The sequence below is a fragment of the Flavobacterium sp. genome, from assembly GCF_052437795.1.
Lineage (GTDB): Bacteria > Bacteroidota > Bacteroidia > Flavobacteriales > Flavobacteriaceae > Flavobacterium.
The window spans coordinates 149,530-169,659 of sequence record NZ_JBQVPA010000006.1; the positions used below are offsets into that span (position 1 = coordinate 149,530).

At 47.0% G+C, this 20,130-nt stretch carries 20 protein-coding genes; 6 read left to right on the top strand and 14 right to left on the bottom strand.

Features of this window, described 5'->3' with window-relative positions; translation table 11 throughout:
* Nucleotides 1-39 precede the first annotated feature (39 nt).
* The 12 genes from ACT6R0_RS17400 to ACT6R0_RS17455 form a co-directional block, all read right to left on the bottom strand.
* Nucleotides 40-414 carry a DoxX family membrane protein gene (locus ACT6R0_RS17400; RefSeq protein WP_444655135.1) on the bottom strand — a complete coding sequence of 125 codons (375 nt, stop codon included), beginning with the start codon at nt 412-414 and terminating at the stop codon, nt 40-42.
* Between the two features lie 137 nt (nt 415-551).
* Nucleotides 552-1,115, bottom strand: coding sequence for a type 1 periplasmic binding fold superfamily protein (locus ACT6R0_RS17405; RefSeq protein WP_444655136.1), 564 nt, complete (start codon nt 1,113-1,115; stop codon nt 552-554).
* 19 nt (nt 1,116-1,134) lie between these two features.
* Nucleotides 1,135-3,507, bottom strand: coding sequence for a TonB-dependent receptor (locus ACT6R0_RS17410; protein WP_444655137.1), 2,373 nt, complete (start codon nt 3,505-3,507; stop codon nt 1,135-1,137).
* A 183-nt stretch (nt 3,508-3,690) separates the two neighbouring features.
* Complete coding sequence (locus ACT6R0_RS17415; RefSeq protein ID WP_444655138.1) at nt 3,691-4,035, bottom strand: hypothetical protein; 345 nt, start codon at nt 4,033-4,035, stop codon at nt 3,691-3,693.
* A 71-nt stretch (nt 4,036-4,106) separates the two neighbouring features.
* Nucleotides 4,107-4,505 (bottom strand): PIN domain-containing protein, encoded by a 399-nt coding sequence (locus ACT6R0_RS17420; protein WP_444655140.1) that lies wholly within the window; start codon nt 4,503-4,505, stop codon nt 4,107-4,109.
* Nucleotides 4,505-4,753, bottom strand: a complete 249-nt coding sequence (locus ACT6R0_RS17425) for a hypothetical protein (protein ID WP_444655141.1) — start codon at nt 4,751-4,753, stop codon at nt 4,505-4,507. Before ACT6R0_RS17425 ends, ACT6R0_RS17420 begins: the two co-directional genes overlap by 1 nt.
* A 138-nt stretch (nt 4,754-4,891) precedes the next feature.
* Nucleotides 4,892-5,881, bottom strand: a complete 990-nt coding sequence (locus tag ACT6R0_RS17430) for an aspartate-semialdehyde dehydrogenase (protein WP_444655142.1) — start codon at nt 5,879-5,881, stop codon at nt 4,892-4,894.
* 409 nt (nt 5,882-6,290) lie between these two features.
* Nucleotides 6,291-6,692: a large-conductance mechanosensitive channel protein MscL gene (mscL, locus tag ACT6R0_RS17435; protein ID WP_444655144.1), complete on the bottom strand. Its 402-nt coding sequence runs from the start codon at nt 6,690-6,692 to the stop codon at nt 6,291-6,293.
* A 144-nt stretch (nt 6,693-6,836) separates the two neighbouring features.
* Nucleotides 6,837-9,278 carry a bifunctional UDP-N-acetylmuramoyl-tripeptide:D-alanyl-D-alanine ligase/alanine racemase gene (locus ACT6R0_RS17440; RefSeq protein ID WP_444655145.1) on the bottom strand — a complete coding sequence of 814 codons (2,442 nt, stop codon included), beginning with the start codon at nt 9,276-9,278 and terminating at the stop codon, nt 6,837-6,839.
* 2 nt (nt 9,279-9,280) lie between these two features.
* Entirely contained in the window at nt 9,281-9,424 is a 144-nt protein-coding gene (locus ACT6R0_RS17445) for a hypothetical protein (RefSeq protein ID WP_444655146.1), read from the bottom strand.
* A 40-nt stretch (nt 9,425-9,464) separates the two neighbouring features.
* Nucleotides 9,465-10,145 carry a hypothetical protein gene (locus ACT6R0_RS17450; RefSeq protein WP_444655147.1) on the bottom strand — a complete coding sequence of 227 codons (681 nt, stop codon included), beginning with the start codon at nt 10,143-10,145 and terminating at the stop codon, nt 9,465-9,467.
* A 5-nt stretch (nt 10,146-10,150) separates the two neighbouring features.
* Nucleotides 10,151-10,789 (bottom strand): thymidine kinase, encoded by a 639-nt coding sequence (locus ACT6R0_RS17455; RefSeq protein WP_444655149.1) that lies wholly within the window; start codon nt 10,787-10,789, stop codon nt 10,151-10,153.
* 101 nt (nt 10,790-10,890) lie between these two features.
* Between ACT6R0_RS17455 and ACT6R0_RS17460 the strand changes: the two genes are divergently transcribed.
* The 3 genes from ACT6R0_RS17460 to ACT6R0_RS17470 all read left to right on the top strand — a co-directional run bounded on the left by ACT6R0_RS17460 (nt 10,891) and on the right by ACT6R0_RS17470 (nt 14,702).
* Entirely contained in the window at nt 10,891-12,213 is a 1,323-nt protein-coding gene (locus ACT6R0_RS17460; RefSeq protein WP_444655150.1) for a hypothetical protein, read from the top strand.
* Entirely contained in the window at nt 12,213-12,923 is a 711-nt protein-coding gene (gene rsmI / locus ACT6R0_RS17465) for a 16S rRNA (cytidine(1402)-2'-O)-methyltransferase (protein WP_444655151.1), read from the top strand. Before ACT6R0_RS17460 ends, rsmI begins: the two co-directional genes overlap by 1 nt.
* An 81-nt stretch (nt 12,924-13,004) precedes the next feature.
* Entirely contained in the window at nt 13,005-14,702 is a 1,698-nt protein-coding gene (locus ACT6R0_RS17470) for a leucine-rich repeat domain-containing protein (RefSeq protein ID WP_444655152.1), read from the top strand.
* Between the two features lie 7 nt (nt 14,703-14,709).
* Here the strand turns inward: ACT6R0_RS17470 and ACT6R0_RS17475 are convergent, their stop codons facing one another.
* On the bottom strand, nt 14,710-15,831 hold the full coding sequence (locus ACT6R0_RS17475; RefSeq protein ID WP_444655154.1) for a hypothetical protein: 1,122 nt from the start codon (nt 15,829-15,831) through the stop codon (nt 14,710-14,712).
* Between the two features lie 127 nt (nt 15,832-15,958).
* Between ACT6R0_RS17475 and ACT6R0_RS17480 the strand changes: the two genes are divergently transcribed.
* The 3 genes from ACT6R0_RS17480 (at nt 15,959) to ACT6R0_RS17490 (ending at nt 19,318) form a co-directional block, all read left to right on the top strand.
* Nucleotides 15,959-17,023 (top strand): hypothetical protein, encoded by a 1,065-nt coding sequence (locus ACT6R0_RS17480; protein ID WP_444655155.1) that lies wholly within the window; start codon nt 15,959-15,961, stop codon nt 17,021-17,023.
* A gap of 1 nt (nt 17,024) precedes the next feature.
* Nucleotides 17,025-18,722 (top strand): single-stranded-DNA-specific exonuclease RecJ, encoded by a 1,698-nt coding sequence (gene recJ / locus ACT6R0_RS17485; RefSeq protein WP_444655156.1) that lies wholly within the window; start codon nt 17,025-17,027, stop codon nt 18,720-18,722.
* Between the two features lie 245 nt (nt 18,723-18,967).
* Nucleotides 18,968-19,318: a hypothetical protein gene (locus ACT6R0_RS17490; protein WP_444655157.1), complete on the top strand. Its 351-nt coding sequence runs from the start codon at nt 18,968-18,970 to the stop codon at nt 19,316-19,318.
* Between the two features lie 14 nt (nt 19,319-19,332).
* On the opposite strand, the gene ACT6R0_RS17495 is transcribed toward ACT6R0_RS17490, so the two are convergent.
* The gene (locus tag ACT6R0_RS17495; RefSeq protein ID WP_444655159.1) at nt 19,333-20,079 is read right to left on the bottom strand and encodes a UDP-2,3-diacylglucosamine diphosphatase; all 747 of its coding nucleotides are present in this window, start codon (nt 20,077-20,079) and stop codon (nt 19,333-19,335) included.
* Nucleotides 20,080-20,130: the final 51 nt, after the last annotated feature.

Sequence of the window (20,130 nt, forward strand, 5' to 3'; positions counted from 1 at the left end):
TCCTTTGCAGCCCTTCGCGCAGTTTTCAGCTTCTTTGGCCTATGTAAAGAGCGGCCTGTACTTTTGACGGTGCTTATACAGCAAAATACCGTTCATCACCACCACAAGTATGGCTGTGCCTATAGAAGGTACATCAAGGAACAGGTGGAACATGAGGATATTTAGCGATAGCGGGATCAACAGCAGCAGTACGAAAGGTACCCATATCTTTAAAAGAAGCAGGAGGCCAATAATGATCTCAAAAACGGCTACGATGGTCAGCACATAACCTGTATTCGCAAGCGATTCCATAAAATCTGCCGCTTCCGGCGATGGCTGTGGTAACGGGATAAATGGGTAAAGTTTATTGGCGCCGAATGCAATGAGGATAAGCCCAAGCAATATCCTGACGATCTTTGTAAATTGTGAATTCATAAAGGTAAAGTTTTGTCATGCAATGTTCTTATGTTTTAATAAAGTTAATAAATATTTATAAATATTTTAAGAAATTTTATGTAAATAAAAAATCTCCCGACATTTCGGGAGATCTTCTTGGAAAGAATTCTGTTGAATTATTGTACGACTACAGAGAAATTTACCTGCGCATCGGTACTTCCGTCGGCATTGGTAATATTGCCATTAGCAACGCCCTCTGCGGTTTTGTTGGGTTCGTGCCTTAGTGTAATGGTCAGGCTGCCTGCGCCCGGGGTAGTGGTGGCAGTGTACAAAACTGACAGGCCAAGGGGGTTCCCGTTCATGTCCTCATCAAGGTAGGCGATAGTGCCTATTCCGCTGTGCTGGAAAAATACCTGGTGCTCGTCGCCTTCCTGCTGGATCTCGGTCGTGATATCTTCCGCCGGGCTGGCCAGTTGGTTCAGGAAATGGATCGCTCCTTCGTAAACCGTTCCCGCTGTAAATGGCCCAGATACTGAAACTACCGGTGCATCGGGCCCGTCGCCGTCAAGGTCGCGCGATATGAGTACTACGGGTGTTCCTCCATTCTGGGGAGTAAAAGTTGCCGATACGGTCGTGATCACTTCTTCCTCGTTAACCGGGCCGTTGCTGTCGTCATCGCTGCAGGAGGAAAATGTGGTTATTGTAATTAGGGCAAGTGTCAGGGTCTTTAGATCTTTCATCTGTAAAATATTTAAATGATTAATAATTGAATTTTAATTGCAATTGAAAATTACGGCCAACGTCGTCAGTATAAAACCGCTGCCGGTTAAGATAATCACGGTACGCCGTGTTAAAGATATTATTGACCGAAAAGCCTACCGATGCCAGTGTTTTACCCAAAGCGAATTGCATCCCCGAAGCAAAATGGAGCAGGTGGTAGCCCGGTGGCGGTGTGCTGATATCGACATACGTTGGTACAAGCTCACCGTTTACAGGCACATCGGCATAAAAGTTATTGTCGGGGTATCGGGTTTGGGTAAATACCGCTTCGCTGCGCAGTTCCAGGAACAGGCTGTGCCAGTCAAGCGTATAGCGAAAGGTGTTGCTGATATTGAGCGGCGGCATGTCGATGAGCGGTTCTATTCTTGTGGTATTATCAGCATGCACGTAAGCCAAATTAAAGCTATGGCGAAAATGGCTCGTGATGTCCCAGTCGGTATGCAGGTCCAGCCCCGCCATCAGTACATTGTCCTGCCGGTAATTGAAAACAGGGAAGGTGCCGCGTATGGTATATTCCACCCCGGTAGGGCTCAGGTAAATGAAATCGCGTATCGCGTTGAGATAAGGTGTAGCCTCCATCCTGAAGTTGCCCTCATGCTTCAGTAAAGTAGCCGAAAGCTTCAGGGCTTTTTCCTTTTCTATGCCAAGGTTGCCCAGCTCTATCGTCCCGTTGCTGTGGTGCAGGCCATCGCTAAAAAGCTCCGACGGGTTGGGGTTGCGCATGGCCAACCCGGCATTCACCATAAGGTCATATTTTGCCGACAATCTTTTCCGGATGCCAAGGCTTGCCGAAACATTGTGGTAGGTAAACCTCGGATTGGTCAGCCATTGGCTTACAGTATCTTTAATGATAAAATGATCATACACGCCATTATACCCAAGGCTGTTCCAGCGGGTCTTCTGGTAATATTTCATTGCCGAGATATGCGAAAAGTCATACCGCAATCCCGCTTCCGCAGACAGGCTTTTAGAAAATGAATGCGAAACGATGCCATATACCCCGGCATCATATTTATCATATGTAGGTATCAGCGGGCGCACTCCGGTATCGGGACTGGCATTGTTGAATTGTGCCGATGTGCTTACTCCGGTTTTGTATTCCGTTCCGTTGGTTACTTTCTTCCAGTCGGCATTAACCGAATGTGTCGCCAGCACTAAGTCCAGTGCTGGTATATTGGCATAGTCACCCCGCCTCATGTCAAATTCTTTTCGGTTATTCAGCTGAAAGGAATATTGAAGTGAAAGCGATGCATCATCCGACAGCTGCTTATTAAAGTTCGCCTTCGCCAAATGGTGCTGCACTTCCTGCCGCGGCGCACCGATGGTATAGGTAAAAGGCACTGCTACATCCGGCTGCCCGTTATTGATGGCACGTACCAGGTCGGCCACATTACCAATATGGGTCGCTTTCGCAATACCGATCGTTGCATTATAAAAGCTATAGGAAACAGAAGTATCATAATCGTTGCCCAAATATTTTACATCCCCGGCAAAGTTGGCTTCCCTGTTGCCGGTGTTGGATAGTACATAGTCGGGTGCTTCGCGGTCGCCCATGTATTTAAAAGTGCCACCCGCATTCCATGCCCAGCCACTAGTATTGCCTTTGTGGATGGAGGAGGAGAGGCTCCCGCCGCGCCCGTTAGAGTCGACGGTAAGGATGGTTTTCCCGAATAACGTATCCTGCATCACCGAAACCGGCTCCACCAAAACCAGCCCGCCAATGGCATCGCCGCCATATTGCAGTGCTGGTGCGCCTTTGATGACCGATACCCGTCCCGCCGAATTGATGTCGAGGTTGGGCGCGTGCTCGGTGCCCCATTGCTGGTCCTCAAGGCGCACGTTGTTGGAAATGACCGGAACCCTGCTGCTGTGCAACCCGTTGATGACAGGCTTTACTATGGTACTGCCTGTTCTTAAGCTGTATACCCCGGCCACTTCCTTTAATGCGTCCCCCAACGAGGCATTGCTGTATTTCTCTATAGTTTCAGTTGTAAGGCGCTGCTCGTGGGTGGTGTTTTTTGAAACTTTTGTTTCTGCCAAAACCACTTCTTCAAGCTGCATGGTCTCGGGCGAGAGCACAATATCCAACCGTACATCGCCCTGCATGTTCACAAGGGTATCCATTGTTTTGTATCCGATGTAGGAAATGTACATGTGCTGTTCCCCCGAGGCCACATTATGAACTTCATAGCTTCCATCGGGTGCGCTGCTGCCGTGCAGCAGGCCTATGTGGATGTGTGCCCCGTCAAGGGGTATGTTGTTGGGCGCGGCCACTTTCCCGCTTATGGTATGCTGGGAATGCGCGCACCAGCTTCCTGCCAATAAGGCTAGGAGGAGGATGTAAATTCGCATTGGGATTTGGATAAAGTATTAGCATAGCTTCAGACCTCACCCCCAGCCCCTCTCCAAAGGAGAGGGACACCCATATGCGCTTACTCAACCAAATAAGCCATCTTGAGTTAAAGTGTGATTGTCACGTTCCGGCTCTCCTCTCCTTTGGAGAGGGGCTGGGGGTGAGGTCAAATAGTGAGGCTTTTATGTAGTCGGCGGCCCCCTGTGCGAGAACAGGCTTCCGGCGAATGCCGAAGCGTCTTCTATGCTGCTAAAGGTATAAGGGATGGGTTTGAAAACGAAGTCGAGCCTGAGGCAAAATTCCTGCGGCGCGACAAAGTAGTCGAAATGGAAATCACACACAGAGCAGTCTTCATCTTCGTGGTCATGGCTGTCCATGCCGAAGTGCTTGCCGTCTTTTTTATGTTCGTGGTGATGGGTGCTTTCCGCCAAGTGGTGATGGCTGAAAGCATGAAAAGACTGATAGGCAGTAGCAAGGAGCACAACAGCCATCAGGGCCAGGTTGAATAAGGCGAACTTTCTTTTCATTACCACAAAGGTAAATCAAAAAGAGTTACAAAATGCAATTATGTTGCATTTAGGGAAAGTTTGGGAAATAATTACCTGACGATCCGGTTTTCAATTTTAATTCCTTCAATGCGTTCAAATTCAGCAACATTTTCCGTAACCATGATCATATCAGAAGAAATTGCAGCAGTGCCAATCAACAAGTCAAAATCACTTATCATTTTACCTGTTTTCCTTAGCCTTGCTTTTTCTTTGCCATATAAAGCAATGCAATTGATTATCGGGATTATGGCGATGTCTTTAGTGAAGGCATCAACTAGTTCAAGATTTTTTTCGGGATTGGCGCTGTATTCTGCACCATAAATTAGTTCGGCTAATGTGATTTCGGAAATCGCACAATTGGAAAAACCGACTGACTTCAGTTTTTTGTCAAGATTCAACTTACCCCTGAAGAAATGAATGCAAATATTAGTGTCTAAAAGATATTTCATCAGAAAGTTTCAATATCTCTGTTATTGATACGTGAATCTCTTATCTCCTTAATAATTTCATCAGGATCTCTTTTATCATTCCATGATCCGAATAGTGAAAAGAAATCATTATCTTTTTTTTCATCTTCTGATTCTTTAATGGAATCAGTAAGTTCGGACACGATTTTCTTCCTCGACTTCACATCCAATTTTCGAAGCAGATCAATGTATTTTTTTAGTGAAGAATTATCTAATGTTATTGTTGCCATAGCAATGCATTTGTATCAAAGATAGGAAATTATGTGACGTGATGTATTTTGTGTTCAATAAGCATACCAATTGTTTTAAAATAAAAAAACCCGCAACACCTCTCAGTATTGCAGGTTATAAATATACTTTAATTTCTTTTATACTAAACCGTTAGCAACCAAATACTCCGCTATCTGCACGGCATTGGTAGCAGCGCCTTTGCGCAGGTTATCGGCAACGATCCACATGTTGAGGGTGTTGTCCTGCGTCTCATCACGGCGGATGCGGCCCACGAACACATCGTCCTTACCTTCGGCGTATAATGGCATCGGGTAGTCGAAAGCGGCCAAGTTGTCCTGTACGGTAATGCCCGGTGTTTCACTTAACAATGTGCGTACTTCGTTCACGTCAAAGTCATTGGTGAACTCAATGTTAACCGACTCGCTGTGCCCGCCCACGGTTGGGATGCGCACGGTAGTCGCCGTAACTTTTATCGAATCGTCACCCATGATCTTCTTGGTCTCGCGGGTCATTTTCATTTCTTCCTTGGTGTAGCCATTGTCCTCGAACACGTCGATCTGCGGAATGGCGTTGCGGTGTATCGGGTATTTGTAGGCCATTTCGCCTTCAATGCCGGCATATTCGTTCTCGAGCTGCTTCACGGCTTTCACGCCTGTTCCGGTAACCGACTGGTACGTCGATACCACCACGCGCTCGATATTGTATTTTTTGTGCAGCGGGTTCAGCGCCAGTACCATCTGGATGGTAGAGCAGTTAGGATTGGCAATGATCTTGTCGTCTTTCGTTAATTCACCCGCGTTGATCTCCGGCACCACCAGCTTTTTGGTTGGGTCCATCCTCCAGGCCGAAGAGTTGTCGATAACCGTTGTACCCGCCTCAGCAAACTTTGGTGCCCATTCTTTAGAGGTATCGCCACCCGCTGAGAAAAGCGCTATCTGCGGCTTCATGCTTACGGCCGTTTCAAGGCTTACCACCTTGTATTTATTTCCCTTGAATTCGATCTCCTTGCCTACCGACTTCTCCGAAGCCACAGGTATAAGTTCGGTTATCGGGAAATTCCTTTCGGTCAGTACTTTCAGCATTACTTCGCCTACCATTCCGGTAGCGCCTACAACAGCAACTTTCATAATTTTGAATGAATTAAGTGAATGCCAAAAGTAATAAATGAATTTGTTTTTTGCCACGAATCGCACGAATTCAACAAATTATCCGATCGGGTGGTGTTATTACGCAAAGTTGCGCAAAGAAGGCGCAAAGATCCACAAAGGTTAGATCGCGGTGAACACACTCCTAACCCCACTCAATAAAGGAAAAACTCAGACGTACTGACTCAACCCCGAAAGAATTTTCGGCAAGAGTGTTACGTCCCGTCACCCTCTCCTTTGGAGAGGGCCGGGGTGAGGACTTTCTGATAAGAGTGAAGCTCTTCCCTCATTGAGAGGGGTTAGGGGTATGTTTTCAGGCTAAAAAGAAAAACCGTCCTCATGGGACGGTTTAGTTAGACATTCGAATATGTAATGTAGCGGAAACGTAATTTTAAACAGTTGGCCTGCCATTATTGGCTTTTAGGGCATCGCGAATTTCCATTAGCAGTTTCTCCTCATTGGTAGGTGCAGGCGGCGCGGCAGGTTTGGCTTCCTCTTTTTTGCGAAGTGCGTTCACACCTTTGATGATCATGAACAATACAAATGCCACAATAAGGAATGATATTACATTGCTCAGGAAGTTACCGTACTTTACCCCGGCGCCCCATGTGAGTTCCTGGATGTTCTTGAGCCCGGCGCGTTCCAGCAGCGGCGTAAGGATAAGCGGTGTGATAATGTCTTCTACCAATGATTTTACGATGGCGCTAAAGGCAGCACCAATGACAACACCCACCGCAAGGTCGAGCACATTGCCCTTGAGGGCAAACTCCTTAAATTCTTTCATTAATCCCATAAGCGTGTAATTTTTTGGTTTGATGTATTGCTAAGATACAAAAGAAAATGCTACAGTTTCTTCAAAAAGGCTTAAATGGATGTGAAAGTGGGTTAAATAAGTAGATTGATCGGCGTCAAAGATCATTTGGCGGGCTGGCACAGCCTACTCTTTATAAAACACCCTTTTCACTCTTTGCGAAATGCTCGTAAGTATTTCATACGGTATAGTTCCCAATGCTTCTGCCATTTCCACAACGGTAGGCGATTGCCCGAAAATAACAGCCCTGTCACCTTCCTTGCAATCGATAATGGTAACATCCACCATCATCATGTCCATGGAGATGGTGCCCGTAATCGTTGCTTTTTTCCCATTGATGGTTACGTACCCATTCTCATTGCCCCAACCTCGGCGTATGCCGTCGGCATAGCCTATGGGCAGCGTAGCAATGCGCATTTTTCCGGGTGCGATGAACCTGCGGCTGTAGCCAATGCTCTCGCCGGGCTCAATGTCTTTTATCTGGAGGATGACGGTTTTCAGGGTGCCGACGGTCTCGAGGCTTTTGCGCTCGGTGGCATCATTGCCCACGCCGTACAGGCCGATGCCCAGGCGTACCATGTCATATTGTGCCTCCGGGAAGTTATAAATGCCCGAGGTGTTAAGTATGTGTCGTAATGGGGTTATTTTAAGTGCCTCCATCAATTGGGTTGACCAGCTTTCGAACTTGCCGATCTGGCCTAATGTAAAATCCCTGTAGTCCGGCCTGTCGCTTGACGACAGGTGCGAGAAAATACTTTTCACGGCAACGAGGTTGTTGTTCTTCAGCAGGTCAATGAGCTCTTCCAGCTGGTTTTCCTGGAAGCCCAGGCGGTGCATACCTGTATCGAGCTTGATGTGGATAGGGTAGTTGGAAAGGTTCTTCTGCTGTGCCACCGCAATGAAAGCCCGCAGTTCCCTCGCCGAGTAGATCTCCGGTTCGAGGTTGTACGCTGCCATGGCCGCAAAGGCACTGCTTTCCGGGTTCATCACGATGATCGGGGTGCTGATGCCTGCATTGCGCAGGGCGATGCCCTCATCGGCGAAAGCCACACCCAGGTGATCGACCTTTTGGTGGGACAGCGCTTTAGCAATTTCGTAACTGCCGCTGCCATAACCAAACGCCTTGACCATAACCATGATCTTGGTTTCCGGCTTCAGCCTGCCTTTATAAAAGTTGAGGTTGTGCGTAATGGCGTTGAGGTTGATCTCCAAAACGGTTTCGTGTGTCTTTTCCTCGAGGAATACCACGATCTCGTCAAAGCGAAAGCTCCTTGCCCCTTTGATCAGTATCGTTTCATGGTCAAATGAGCCGGCTTTATAATTCGACAGGAATTCCTGTGTGGTGGCGTAAGGGTAAAAGTTCGGGAAGTCGGCCAGCTGTTTGCTGATGGTCTCGCCAATGCCGATAACCTGGCTGATGTTATGCCCGGCCAGCATTTTGGCGACCTTTGCGTAAAGCTCTTCGGTCTCAAATCCGCTCTGGAACACATCAGACAGTATGATAGCCTTTTTGGTATGCGTTTTATGCTGCTCAAGGAAGTCGAGCGCGATCTTGAGCGACTGGTAATCGCTGCTATAGCTGTCGTCGATAAGCGTACAGCCGTTGATGCCGTTCTTCACCTGCAATCGCAATTCGACAGGGTAGAGGCCTGCCATTCGCTCTTGTATGATGTCGTGGCTGTAACCGAAGTGAAGCAGTACCATTAGTGAATTAATGGCGTTCTCTATCGATGGCGCATCGTTGAACGGCACAGTAACATCAAAAGCCCCATTGTAATATGCGATCGACAGGATCGTGTTGCCGCCGTCATGCTGTTGCGCTACCTCCACATCGGCGGTTTCGCCAAAACTCCAGGTAAATGTTTTTATATCAGGGTTGAGCTCCCTTTCCACATCCGCATTTTTTTGAAGGATAAGCAGCTTAACACCGGCGAACAATTTTAGCTTCTCGCGTATCTTTTCCTGCCGATCTGTAAAACCTTCATCGTGTGCGTTGCCAATATTGGTCAGAATGCCGATGTCGGGGCGGATGATGGGCTGTAGCTTTTCCATTTCACCCACGGTGGAAATGCCTGCCTCAAATATCCCTAAGTTATGTTTTTCGTTAATGCCTATGACCGATAATGCCACACCCACCTGCGAATTGTAGCTTTTCGGGCTGCGGATAATGTTGTGATCGGGCCCCAACAGGTAGTTGAGCCATTCCTTAACGATGGTCTTGCCGCTGCTGCCCGTAATGGCGATCACAGGAAAGTCGTAGAGGTTGCGGCAGTATGTCGCAAAATCCTGCAAGGCTTTCAGTGTATTGCCAACGACCAAAAAATTCGCTTTACCGCGAACGTCAACCGGAATGTGGCTTACCACAAAGTTGATCACGCCTTTATCAATAAGGTCTTTTATGTAAATATGGCCGTCACGGTTCTGTCCGCCCAGCGCGAAAAATAAAGTACCGGAATTGTTTTGCAATGAACGGCTGTCGATGGAAACGTTGTCGATGGCCACGCCGGGGTGCATTCCTTCGAAACCGGAATGCAGGGCGGGGATCATGTTTTTTATGAGGATGCTCAAGGCTAAATAATTTCAGTAGTACCGGCAGCAATATCTTTAATAATATTTGCTGTAAAATCTTCAATTGTAGTCCCATTTTCCTTTGAAAATATTTCTGCCTTTTTGAAAATATCACTATCGGTATACAATGTTAGTTCTTCGTCCATGGATAGAATTTTGATCAATGCTAAGATACTATGTTTTTCATTAAAACCGTATCGTCTGTACTTCCTTAACCGTTTCCCCGTCCTTATCAAAAAACTCACCTTCAATTACAATGCTGCTACCTTTAAAAATGATGCTTTTTACAAAAGAATTGCCCATTGAGTAGATTTTATTTTTAAAAGTCACCGATCTCTTTTTCCGTCTCTTCAGGTCGATAGCCGTGGCAGCTATAGCACCGTTATCTTTATATTCCCGATACACAAATTGCCCGGATCTAAGGTTATGATCAATGATCGCCTCAATATCCATGGCATCATCGCGGCCGTTTTTTGGCAAGGCTAATACTGCCATACAGTCGGTTGCGCACCAGTGTTCCATAAAGATATGTGTATCGCTTTCTTCCAGCAGCTGCGGCATGAACGAACCGCGGTATTGCAGCACGTTATTGTATCTGTATACCCTTTTCACATCGCCTTTTTCCCATTGTATGTAGGCATCGGTATGGCGTGTGGCATCATCCATCACCAAATACTGTATCTTCCAGCCATCGCGGGTAGTGGTGTCACGTACGTTAAAATAGTTGGTATAGCTGGTGTCATTCGCGGCAATGGGTATAAGGCGATGGGCACCTGTAAACGCGCCAGCACTATATGTTTTTCCGGAACTGTTCCTGTAAAGGCTGCAGCCGGTTATGAGCAACAGCAGAAAAATAAGGTATTTCATAGTAGCTACAAATTTTCCGCATTCCCTGTAGTCCCCCCCTCGGGGGTTAGGGGGCTTGGGGCCAGTGGGCTTCTCATCGCCTCAAAATAAGCTGCTCTGCTCAATGGCTCATATTCTTCGGTCTCGCCCAAAAGCACAAGGTTGTCGTTGTTCGCCTTACGGAAGCTGTAGTTGGCCAGGTTGCCGGTACGGGTGCATACGGCATGGACTTTTGTCACATATTCGGCAGTAGCCATAAGCGCGGGCATCGGGCCGAAAGGATTGCCTTTAAAGTCCATATCCAGCCCTGCTACGATAACACGGATGCCATTATTCGCAAGGTCGTTGCAAACTGCTACTATTTCATCATCAAAGAACTGCGCCTCGTCAATGCCCACCACATCACATCCCTGTGCCAAAATTCGCAGCATGGACGAGGAGGTTACGGGCGTAGAGCGGATCTCGTTGGAGTCGTGCGACACTACCATCTCCTCATGGTAACGGGTATCGATGGATGGCTTGAATATCTCGATCTTTTGCCTGGCAAACTGCGCACGTTTCAGCCTGCGTATCAGCTCTTCGGTCTTGCCCGAGAACATCGACCCGCAGATGACCTCTATCCACCCGAATTGTTCTTTATGGTTAACAGTATTTTCGAGAAACATTTTGTATTTTTCTGGCAGTAAAACAGAAACATTTTCTGTTACTTTGTATAAAACAAATTTATTAAAAAAGTAGTGCGCCACTCCTTACAATCCCAAAAGTTATGAAGAAAAAGTTAGAAGCCGAACTCATTAGCATAGCCCACAGAATCCTGAAATTGAAGAACAGGTCGGAGCTTGACCAGCTGCAGGCCGAGACGCTGAAGCTGTATGAAAAGATATCAGTACTGCGGTTTGTGGAGGATAACTTTGCCGATGTGAAGCCAACTATCGGATATGCTTCGGCGGAAGGGAAGCTGGAGGAGATCTACGGGATCGAGGAGGTGCCGGAAGTGCATGCTAATGAAGTAGAGGCTGCCGAAGATAAGGCACGTGCCGAAAAGAAAAGCCCCCCGACCCCCCAAGAGGGAGAAGCGGAAGGCAGCGCCGACCCCACACAAAAAGTAGAGGAATACCAGGCATCTGAAGGGGAGAAGGAGCAAAGCCCCCCAGCCCGCGAAGGGGGTGATGAGGAAGCGGATGAGAAACCTGAAGAAGTTGAGGAGCCTGCCAAAGAAGAAAAGCCTGAAGTAAAGGAGCCTGAAGTAAAAGAAGAGAAGAAAGAGGAAGCAACTGAAGAGCCGGAAAATAAAGTTGAGGTGGTAAAGCCTGAAGCTGAGGTGAAAGCCATGGAAGAAAGCGCGGCAGCTGTCTTCGAAAAGGAAGATAATGCCACCATAGCCGAAGAGGAAAAAGCCGCCGATGCCGAAGTGGTAACGATCGAGCCGGATGCCAATGCCAAAACGGATAAGTCGGATGTAGGTTTTGACTTTGCTTTTGAAAGAACGCCGGCGCCGGAAGAGCCGAAGAAGCAAAAGGAAATATCATTTGAGGATTTCCATGATTATAAAGAACCGGAGTTTATAAAAAAGGACGAAAAGAAAGTAGAGCCACCTAAATCGGGAGAACCGAAAAAGGAGGAGCCAAAAGCAGAAGCGGACGACTGGCGCAACTGGGAGCCAAATAAGCAGTCACAGGCACAACCGTTGGAGGAGAAAACAGAAGAGCCAAAGGCTGAAGAGGAAGATAACTGGCGCAACTGGGAGCCTAAAAAAGACCCACAGCCAGAAATCCCAAAAGAGGAACCTAAGCAGGAAGCACCCAAGCCCACAATGGCGGCAGAGCCTGCTACATCACGCCCGATAAGCGAATCTTTTGGGAAAACGATAACACTGGGGCTGAACGACCGCATAGCTTTTGAGAAGAACCTTTTCGGAGGCAGTAGTGAAGACCTGAACCGCGTGGTGTCGCAGATCAACACGCAAAACTCATATGATGAAGCCAAAGCCTTTATAGAAGACCTTGTAAAGCCCGATTACAACAACTGGGTGGGTAAGGAAGATTACGAAACGCGCTTCATGGAACTGGTAGAGAAAAGGTTTAGCTAATGTCGAAACTATATATCGTTCCCACGCCCATAGGCAACCTGGAGGACATGACTTTCCGTGCCATTAAGGTGCTTAAAGAAGCTGACCTGGTCCTGGCCGAGGACACGCGTACCAGCGCCAAGCTACTGAAGCATTTTGACATTGGCACCCACATGCACAGCCACCACATGCACAACGAGCATAAAACGGTGGAGGGTATTATTCAGCGCATACAGAACGGCGAGACTATCGCCCTTATTTCCGATGCGGGTACACCGGCCATATCCGACCCCGGGTTTTTGCTCACGCGCGCCTGTGTGGAGGCCAACATTCCTGTGGAGTGCCTGCCCGGCGCTACGGCATTCGTGCCCGCACTTGTCAATAGTGGCCTGCCCAACGACAAATTCGTCTTCGAAGGCTTTTTGCCGGATAAAAAAGGTCGGCAGACCCGCTTCCTCGCCCTTACTGAAGAACCCCGCACCATGATATTTTATGTATCGCCGCACAAGCTGGTAAAGACCCTGGGTGAGTTCGTACAATATTTTGGCGAAAGCCGCCCCGTATCCGTTTCCCGCGAGCTGAGCAAGCTGCATGAGGAAACAGTGCGCGGTACTGCAACTGAGGTACTGGAGCATTTTACGAAGAAAGAACCAAAGGGGGAGATCGTGGTTATTGTGGGGGGATTTTTGGGTAATAAAAATAAGGTTAAACATCCTGGCAAAGAGGATTAATGATGCTCCACAACACCTAAAAAGATAATTGTCATTTTATCTGTAATTAACCGCTTAAATATCTGATCCCTCTTTTTCAAAATGCAGCCCCTCTCTCAATCCCATCTCCCGTTCCTCAACCTGTTTTTTGAAAACAGCAAAGAGCGTACGCCCGAATTCATCACGCCGGTAGGCCACATCATTTACAGTGAACTCAATCCGATAAGGGAGCGTGTATATTTAATTATCGACATCAACTCGTTTACTTATGGCAGGGATTTCAGGGCGGAGGCAGAAGTGCTGGCGACCAATGAGGAGGAATTCCGGAAATACCGCGAGGATAAAAAAGCGATCTATAGATACCACCATAACCATTTAGGCGGCGACACGGTACAGATGCTGCAGGACAAGCTGGGGCCTTTGGGCAAAGGCGAAACCTATTTTGTGGAAAGCAACTACCACAGCCACCCCGACCCGATGGAGCATGTGTACAAGCTTAAGGTGGACGATTACATTGCTACAGTTACGGAGTGGTTTTCAACACATCCGTGGGATAAGAACAGGCTATACGAACTTGGGAATTATGTCGAGGATGACAAGCGCGTGCTGGCGCTTTTCAACGGCGGTGTGCAAAGGGTACTGCAATGCATCAACCTGCGCGACTTCAGGAGCTATAGCCTCGGCGAGCCGCGTACCAGCTGGTCAGACAATCAATGGTTTAATAAATACTATGCATCATTAAAGGACATGGTAGTTTTATCGGTGACCAACAACAAGTCGCTGCTGCCGGAAGCCTTCAACCTGATAAAGGGTTACAAATACCTTACGGAACTTAACCTTACCGACAACAATCTCAATGCCGTGCCGCCGGGGCTCGACACGCTGGCCGACCTGAAAAGGGTTGTCCTGAGGCATAACAATTTTATGGATATGGAAGGCTTTTTGAATCTTACACAGATAAAAAAGCTGGACCTGCATGATAACTTCATAACATCGATACCGGCGGAAATTACGAATATGGATTCGCTTGAGATCATCGACCTTTCCAACAACAAAATTACCGAACTGCCCATAGCGCTTTTACAATTGAAAAACCTGAAGGTGCTGAACCTTGCCAACAACCCGCTGAGGGAATTGCCGGAGTGGATAGGCCAGTTTACCAGTCTGGAGGAACTGAACCTGTCGCAAACGCAGTTGGAAACAGTGCCGGAATCGTTCGTGAACCTGAAAGTGAGCGGTACGGTCTATCTTAAAAAGAACCCGTTCAAAACGCTGCCTGCCGCCATGCTGGACATGGGCAAAGCTATTGACCTTGAAGAGCGCAACATTGCCTTGTACAACCCTAAAGTAAAGAAGAAGCTGGAAAAATTGCCAAGGGGCTACGTGAAAATGAATGCCGACCTGAACTTTAAGCTTATGGTCGTACAGCGCCTGATGTATGATGATGAGGTGCTTCTTCCGAAATTCGACGTATATGAATTTGCCGAAAACTACAAAGGCCGTGAGATCGACCTTAACGAGATCAGTTACGAGATGATCCCGGAAGTAAAGGCATGGTTTGAAGATCTGGACATTCCTTTGGAGCTTCTCTGGGACATTAAGGAATTAAGGGCTGATGGAGGTGATGAGATATACCACCAATTGATCCCGCACTGGGACGGCGAAGATGAGGTATTCGATGTGGGTTCGGCCGAAGATGTAAAGTACTTTCCTAATCTGAAGAAGATCACCCTGATGGGGAATAACAAAGAGGTAGTGAAGTTTTTGCGTGGGTTGAAGATGAAAGTATCATTTGAGTAAATCCTGATCATTCGATCTCCACAACTTCCTTATAAGGATATTGATACACCCGGAATTCCATGTCAGCTTGGGGGTACAGCTTTTCCCATTTCTTTTTAAACTTTCTGTAGTACCAGTATTCCGGATAGGGAAGCAGGTAGAATTCCTTTGCGGACAGGTTCGATAGGGATAGCCTGGCCTCGCCGTCAGTACAGGTATTATATGGGTTTTTATCAGTAAACAGTCTTTTGAACCCAGGCATCGTTTCAGGGTTTTTTACGCATACATCCATGAATTTCATGTTTCCGGAGTACATGCTTGCCGAAAGCTTTTTATCCCAATATCCCGCAAGGTGCAGCGAAGGCAAAATTCCCCAAAACAGCAGTATGGCAAGGTTAGGTCCCCTCAAAACCAATTGCAGCGAGAAGCTTTGGCTGCCACGGTAATAATACAGGGTCAGGATGAGCATCATGAATACATTCCACGGCAGTACGATCCTGTTCTTGCTTATTCCTGCCGCGCTCAGCATGAAAAGCAGCAACACGTGCATAGCCATTAGTAGGAACAATGGGATCTTTTTGTTCTTTACCGTGATCAGCAGCACGCCCGCCAGTGTTTCTACGATTGGCATTATCAGCCCAATGTAATGCAGGTTCCATTGCGCGATATTGGCCTTTGATAGTCCGATGATCCTGCGTAATATCAGCTGCTCCCAAACCACGAACAGGTATCCGCCGTTTAATTTATGGATGCCGCTGTAAATGTAAATGCAGCCCATGACAAAAATTATGGCGCTAAACAGGGCGGCGGGTTTGTGGCGGTTGATGATGAATATGATCAGGAAAAAAAGGCATTGGTATTCCCATGGCTGCCAACGGACAACATCCAGCAGGCAGGAGAATAATATAATGGTTAGCAGAGCGACCATCAGACCTGTTTTGCGCGGAAATATAAATAATAGTACCAACCCCGACAATGACAGGAAGAAACTGGCAGCGTGCGCCACGGGTGGGACAACATCAAGGAATTCAAAAGGCGGTACGACAGGGTACTGCCTGCCATGGGCGAGCCATGCCCTGTAACTGAGCAGCTTGGTCATGATCCAAAACAGGCAGGTGATGCGGATCAGGAGGGTTTGGCTGTCTTTCATTACCGTGATAAATTTGTTTTCGTCAAATGTAAAGAATCTTTCACACGATTATCAATGCGATGGAGAAATCGGGAATGTATTGTGTATTTTTGGGCTGTAACATTAAACCGGACCATAACCTGCTATAATGACGAAAATATTTCAAATGCTATGCTTTTTCTGCCTTTCCCCTGTAGCGAATGCACAATTTATACTTGATGTTTCTGCTGAGCCGAAGCCTTATCCCGTCGAGGAATATTATGAGGATAAAGTGGACAAAAATATAAGGCAGGTATCGCAGGTTAGAACTCAATATGCGCTTAACGGGTATCAGGAGTCTGACACCCTGTCCAAATTTGAATATGACAGGAACGGGAGGAAGATCAGGACAACCCGGTACCAAAAAAACAAAGCTGATCAAGTGTATTCCTACAGTTACAAAGGAGCCAGAGAAATGGCATGGGAACCACTTGACAGAAAAAAAGATAATAGTGTTGCGCGAACGGTATACGATAAAGATGGAAATATTATCGCAATGTATACCTATCAGATGAAGGATAAGGATACACTCAATACACAATGGGCTGTCTTAAAATATGAAAATGGTAAAATTGTGAACAGGGAAGACAGGATGAATAACAGGGTGAACATTGCAACAGAATATTTATGGGAAAATGGCAGGCTTACATGTATCAGGGCGCAAAGTGCACCCAATGATAAGGCAATGAAGTTTAATTATTTCGAATATATTTATAGCTATGATAATGACAACAAATTAACTGAATACAATGTATACCATCAGGTTGATTCTGTAAGGAAGCTTAGTTATTACAACAAATATTTTTACGATAAGGGACTATTGGTAAAGGAAAAATTCACAACGTATACTTCACCTCTAAACGAGACCATTGTAGATTATCGATATGCAGGAACTTCACCTGACAGCATTGTTGTTACAAAAGAAGATGGTGTGATTACGATAGCATTAAAGTACAATGATCGGGGCAAAGTTTCGGAAAAAGCAATAACAACAAATTCTTTTACATCTTTCAGGGATGTTTTCAAGCTTATGCCCTATGGCCTTCCTACCAAAAGCCCATCCAATTACAGGCAAGTTTATACCTACGATATGAAAGGCAACATTACAAGGATCACCCAATATCTCGAAGACAAGATCGTTTCGCAAATGTCTTACGAAATTCAATATTATTAAAATGCGCTGGAACCTCAAACCCTCACCACCCTCCGAAAAAGTACAACACCTGGCAGAAGCGCTAAAAGTGGATGATGTAATTGCAGCACTGCTGATACAGCGCGGTGTGGAAACGTTTGAACAGGCGAGGAGCTTTTTCCGTCCATCGCTGGACGACCTGCACGACCCTTTCCTGATGAAGGATATGGACAGGGCTGTGGAGCGTATTGAGGCGGCTATTGCCAAAGGAGAAAATATACTTGTATTTGGCGATTATGATGTTGATGGTACTACGGCAGTTTCATTGGTTTCCTCCTATTTGAGGTCGTACTATCCCAATGTAGATACATACATTCCTGATCGTTACAGGGAAGGCTATGGCGTTTCCTTTGCCGGAATAGATTATGCCGACGATAACGGCTGTACCCTGATCATTGCGCTCGACTGCGGCATAAAGTCTGTTGATAAGGTAGCCTATGCTAATGATAAGGGGATCGATTTCATTATTTGCGACCACCACCGCCCCGGCAACGTACTGCCGGAAGCTGTAGCAGTGCTTGACCCTAAGCGGGAGGATTGTACCTATCCTTATGACGAACTGTGCGGCTGTGGCGTAGGCTTTAAACTGGTGCAGGCTCTTGCTGGCAGGCGCGGGCTAACTATTACCGATCTGATGCCGTACCTCGATCTGGTGGCTACGGCTATTGCTGCGGACATCGTGCCCATAACGGGAGAGAACCGTGTGCTGGCAAAATTCGGGTTGGATGTTATCAATGCATCTCCAAGGCCGGGCATCAAAGCGCTGATACAAAACCTAAAGCGGCAGGTGCTTACCATAAGCGATGTGGTTTTTGTTATCGCGCCGCGCATCAATGCCGCCGGACGTATAAAGCATGGTAATTATGCGGTTGAACTTCTTACAGAATTTGACCTGACGCAGGCAGAGGAGTTCGCCGCGCAGATAGAATCGCTGAATGCTGACCGCAAGGACCTCGATAAACAGATCACCATAGAGGCGCTGACGCAGATAGATGAGAACAGCGACCATGATAAGTTCACGACAGTCGTATATAAGGAAAGCTGGCATAAGGGTGTGATAGGCATTGTGGCATCGCGGCTAACGGAAACGTATTACCGCCCAACACTGGTATTTACCAAAAGCGGTGACAGGCTGGCGGCTTCGGCACGGTCGGTCAAGGATTTCGATATTTATAACGCCCTTGAGGCCTGCGCCGAACATTTGGAGCAGTTTGGCGGGCATATGTATGCTGCAGGACTTACGCTGTTGGAGGAGCAGTACCCGTTGTTCCGCGATAAGTTTGAGCAGGTGGTGTCCGAAACTATCGATCCGGAACTGCTTACCCCCGAAATAAGCATTGACGCGGAAATAGACCTTACCGACATTACACCAAAGTTCTTCCGCCTGATAAAGCAGTTCGAACCGTTCGGACCGGGCAACATGACGCCTGTTTTCGTTACCCGGAATTTAAAGGACACTGGCTTTGGTAAGCCCATCGGCAGTGATGAGAGCCACCTCCGGCTGTTCGTACGCCAGGAGGGGCAGGAAGGGTTTGGGGCCATTGGCTTCGGCCTTGCTTCAAAAATGGATCTGGCCTGTGGCGGAGAGGTTTTTGAAGCGGCCTATTCAATTGATGAAAATGTTTGGAACGGGGAGGCGAACTTGCAATTGAGGCTTAGGGACATCAGGTGTGAAGGGTAAATTCCAATTTGAGGATATGTAATGCGGATACAGCAGGTCTATACGGATTTTTTCATTCTGCATTGGTTGAAGTTAGCTCTTTCAACAACTCTGCCATCTACCAACTTGTGCAGGTCTGCGGTCATCTGCCTGATCCGTGTCATCCGCCTCCCTTTCTTAATGTTTGAAAGATCATCATTAAAAAACCACCATCTATTTAGAATCATTTTAAATAAATGTTTACTTTTGTTCAAAACCAAAAAGCAATGAGGGAAGTTGAGCAGATATATTATAATGAATTTGGTGTAGCATTTTACTGGAAAAAGAACGATGTGGTACTGAAGGAAAAAGTGCAGTTGGTGTTTAAGGAGACCGGGTTGTATTTTTCCCATCGTGAGATCCGGGACTTTGCACTGATCATCGACGAAACGTTCGACGAACTCCAAGGCTGTGCCGGTTGCCGGAGGAACTGTCAGAGATCCCTGCTTAAAACCCCGTTGCAGCAAATAGACCTCGCCGTGACCAAAAGCGAATTGAAACACATTAAAGACCTTGTAGAGGGGACTCTTTTTAAGATGGGGCTTTACAACTATCTACAAAATGAAGGGAGGAATTAGGATCTGTTCCGGGTCTAATATTCTTTAAGTTCAAACTTCTCCCCGTCAAAAACCCCGTACGTAAAGTAGCCTATCCAGTCACCCAGGTTGATATAGGACGAGTTTTCGCCTACCTTAATTACCATGGGCAGGTGGCGGTGGCCAAACACAAAGTAGTCGTAATGCTTCGACTCCAGTTTACGCTTTGAATAGAGTACGAGCCACTCATTATCCTCACCAAGGAATTTCACATCTGCCTCCCCGGATATTAGCTTGTTCTTAACAGAAAGGTATTGTGCGAGCCTGACGCCAATGTCCGGGTGGAGCCATCGGTACAGCCATTTGGAGAACGGGTTGGTAAATACCTTTTTCATCCTTTTGTATCCCTTGTCCCCGGGTCCCAGCCCGTCGCCATGCCCTATAAGGAACACCTTATTATTATAGGTGAATTCTTTTGGCTTGTGGTATACGGGAATGCTAAGTTCTTTTTCGAAGTAGTCGCCCATCCACAGATCATGGTTGCCGGTAAAGAAATGGATCTCGATACCGCTGTCGCGCAGTTCGGCCAGCTTGCCCAGCACCCGTACGAATCCGCGGGGTACAACGGTCTTGTATTCGAACCAGAAATCGAACAGGTCGCCCAGTAAGAACAGGGTGTGCGCATCATGTTTTATTTCGTCAAGCCACTTTACGAATTTTTGTTCCCGCGGGAAACTCTCTTCGGGTGTAGGGGCACCAAAATGCTGGTCTGAAGCGAAATATATCCTGATTCGATTTTCCATACGCAAAGGTCAATAATTCTGTCAAATATAGCGAGAGTATTGCGGAATTAA

Coding starts and splice junctions, on each gene's coding strand:
- ACT6R0_RS17420 (WP_444655140.1), bottom strand. CDS start 4,505: ATGAAATATCTTTTAGACACTAATATTTGCATTCATTTCTTCAGGGGT.
- ACT6R0_RS17445 (WP_444655146.1), bottom strand. CDS start 9,424: ATGGACGAAGAACTAACATTGTATACCGATAGTGATATTTTCAAAAAG.
- ACT6R0_RS17410 (WP_444655137.1), bottom strand. CDS start 3,507: ATGCGAATTTACATCCTCCTCCTAGCCTTATTGGCAGGAAGCTGGTGC.
- ACT6R0_RS17490 (WP_444655157.1), top strand. CDS start 18,968: ATGAGGGAAGTTGAGCAGATATATTATAATGAATTTGGTGTAGCATTT.
- ACT6R0_RS17495 (WP_444655159.1), bottom strand. CDS start 20,079: ATGGAAAATCGAATCAGGATATATTTCGCTTCAGACCAGCATTTTGGT.
- mscL (WP_444655144.1), bottom strand. CDS start 6,692: ATGGGATTAATGAAAGAATTTAAGGAGTTTGCCCTCAAGGGCAATGTG.
- ACT6R0_RS17400 (WP_444655135.1), bottom strand. CDS start 414: ATGAATTCACAATTTACAAAGATCGTCAGGATATTGCTTGGGCTTATC.
- ACT6R0_RS17430 (WP_444655142.1), bottom strand. CDS start 5,881: ATGAAAGTTGCTGTTGTAGGCGCTACCGGAATGGTAGGCGAAGTAATG.
- ACT6R0_RS17425 (WP_444655141.1), bottom strand. CDS start 4,753: ATGGCAACAATAACATTAGATAATTCTTCACTAAAAAAATACATTGAT.
- ACT6R0_RS17455 (WP_444655149.1), bottom strand. CDS start 10,789: ATGTTTCTCGAAAATACTGTTAACCATAAAGAACAATTCGGGTGGATA.
- ACT6R0_RS17415 (WP_444655138.1), bottom strand. CDS start 4,035: ATGAAAAGAAAGTTCGCCTTATTCAACCTGGCCCTGATGGCTGTTGTG.
- ACT6R0_RS17405 (WP_444655136.1), bottom strand. CDS start 1,115: ATGAAAGATCTAAAGACCCTGACACTTGCCCTAATTACAATAACCACA.
- ACT6R0_RS17460 (WP_444655150.1), top strand. CDS start 10,891: ATGAAGAAAAAGTTAGAAGCCGAACTCATTAGCATAGCCCACAGAATC.
- ACT6R0_RS17470 (WP_444655152.1), top strand. CDS start 13,005: ATGCAGCCCCTCTCTCAATCCCATCTCCCGTTCCTCAACCTGTTTTTT.
- ACT6R0_RS17475 (WP_444655154.1), bottom strand. CDS start 15,831: ATGAAAGACAGCCAAACCCTCCTGATCCGCATCACCTGCCTGTTTTGG.
- rsmI (WP_444655151.1), top strand. CDS start 12,213: ATGTCGAAACTATATATCGTTCCCACGCCCATAGGCAACCTGGAGGAC.
- ACT6R0_RS17480 (WP_444655155.1), top strand. CDS start 15,959: ATGACGAAAATATTTCAAATGCTATGCTTTTTCTGCCTTTCCCCTGTA.
- ACT6R0_RS17450 (WP_444655147.1), bottom strand. CDS start 10,145: ATGAAATACCTTATTTTTCTGCTGTTGCTCATAACCGGCTGCAGCCTT.
- recJ (WP_444655156.1), top strand. CDS start 17,025: ATGCGCTGGAACCTCAAACCCTCACCACCCTCCGAAAAAGTACAACAC.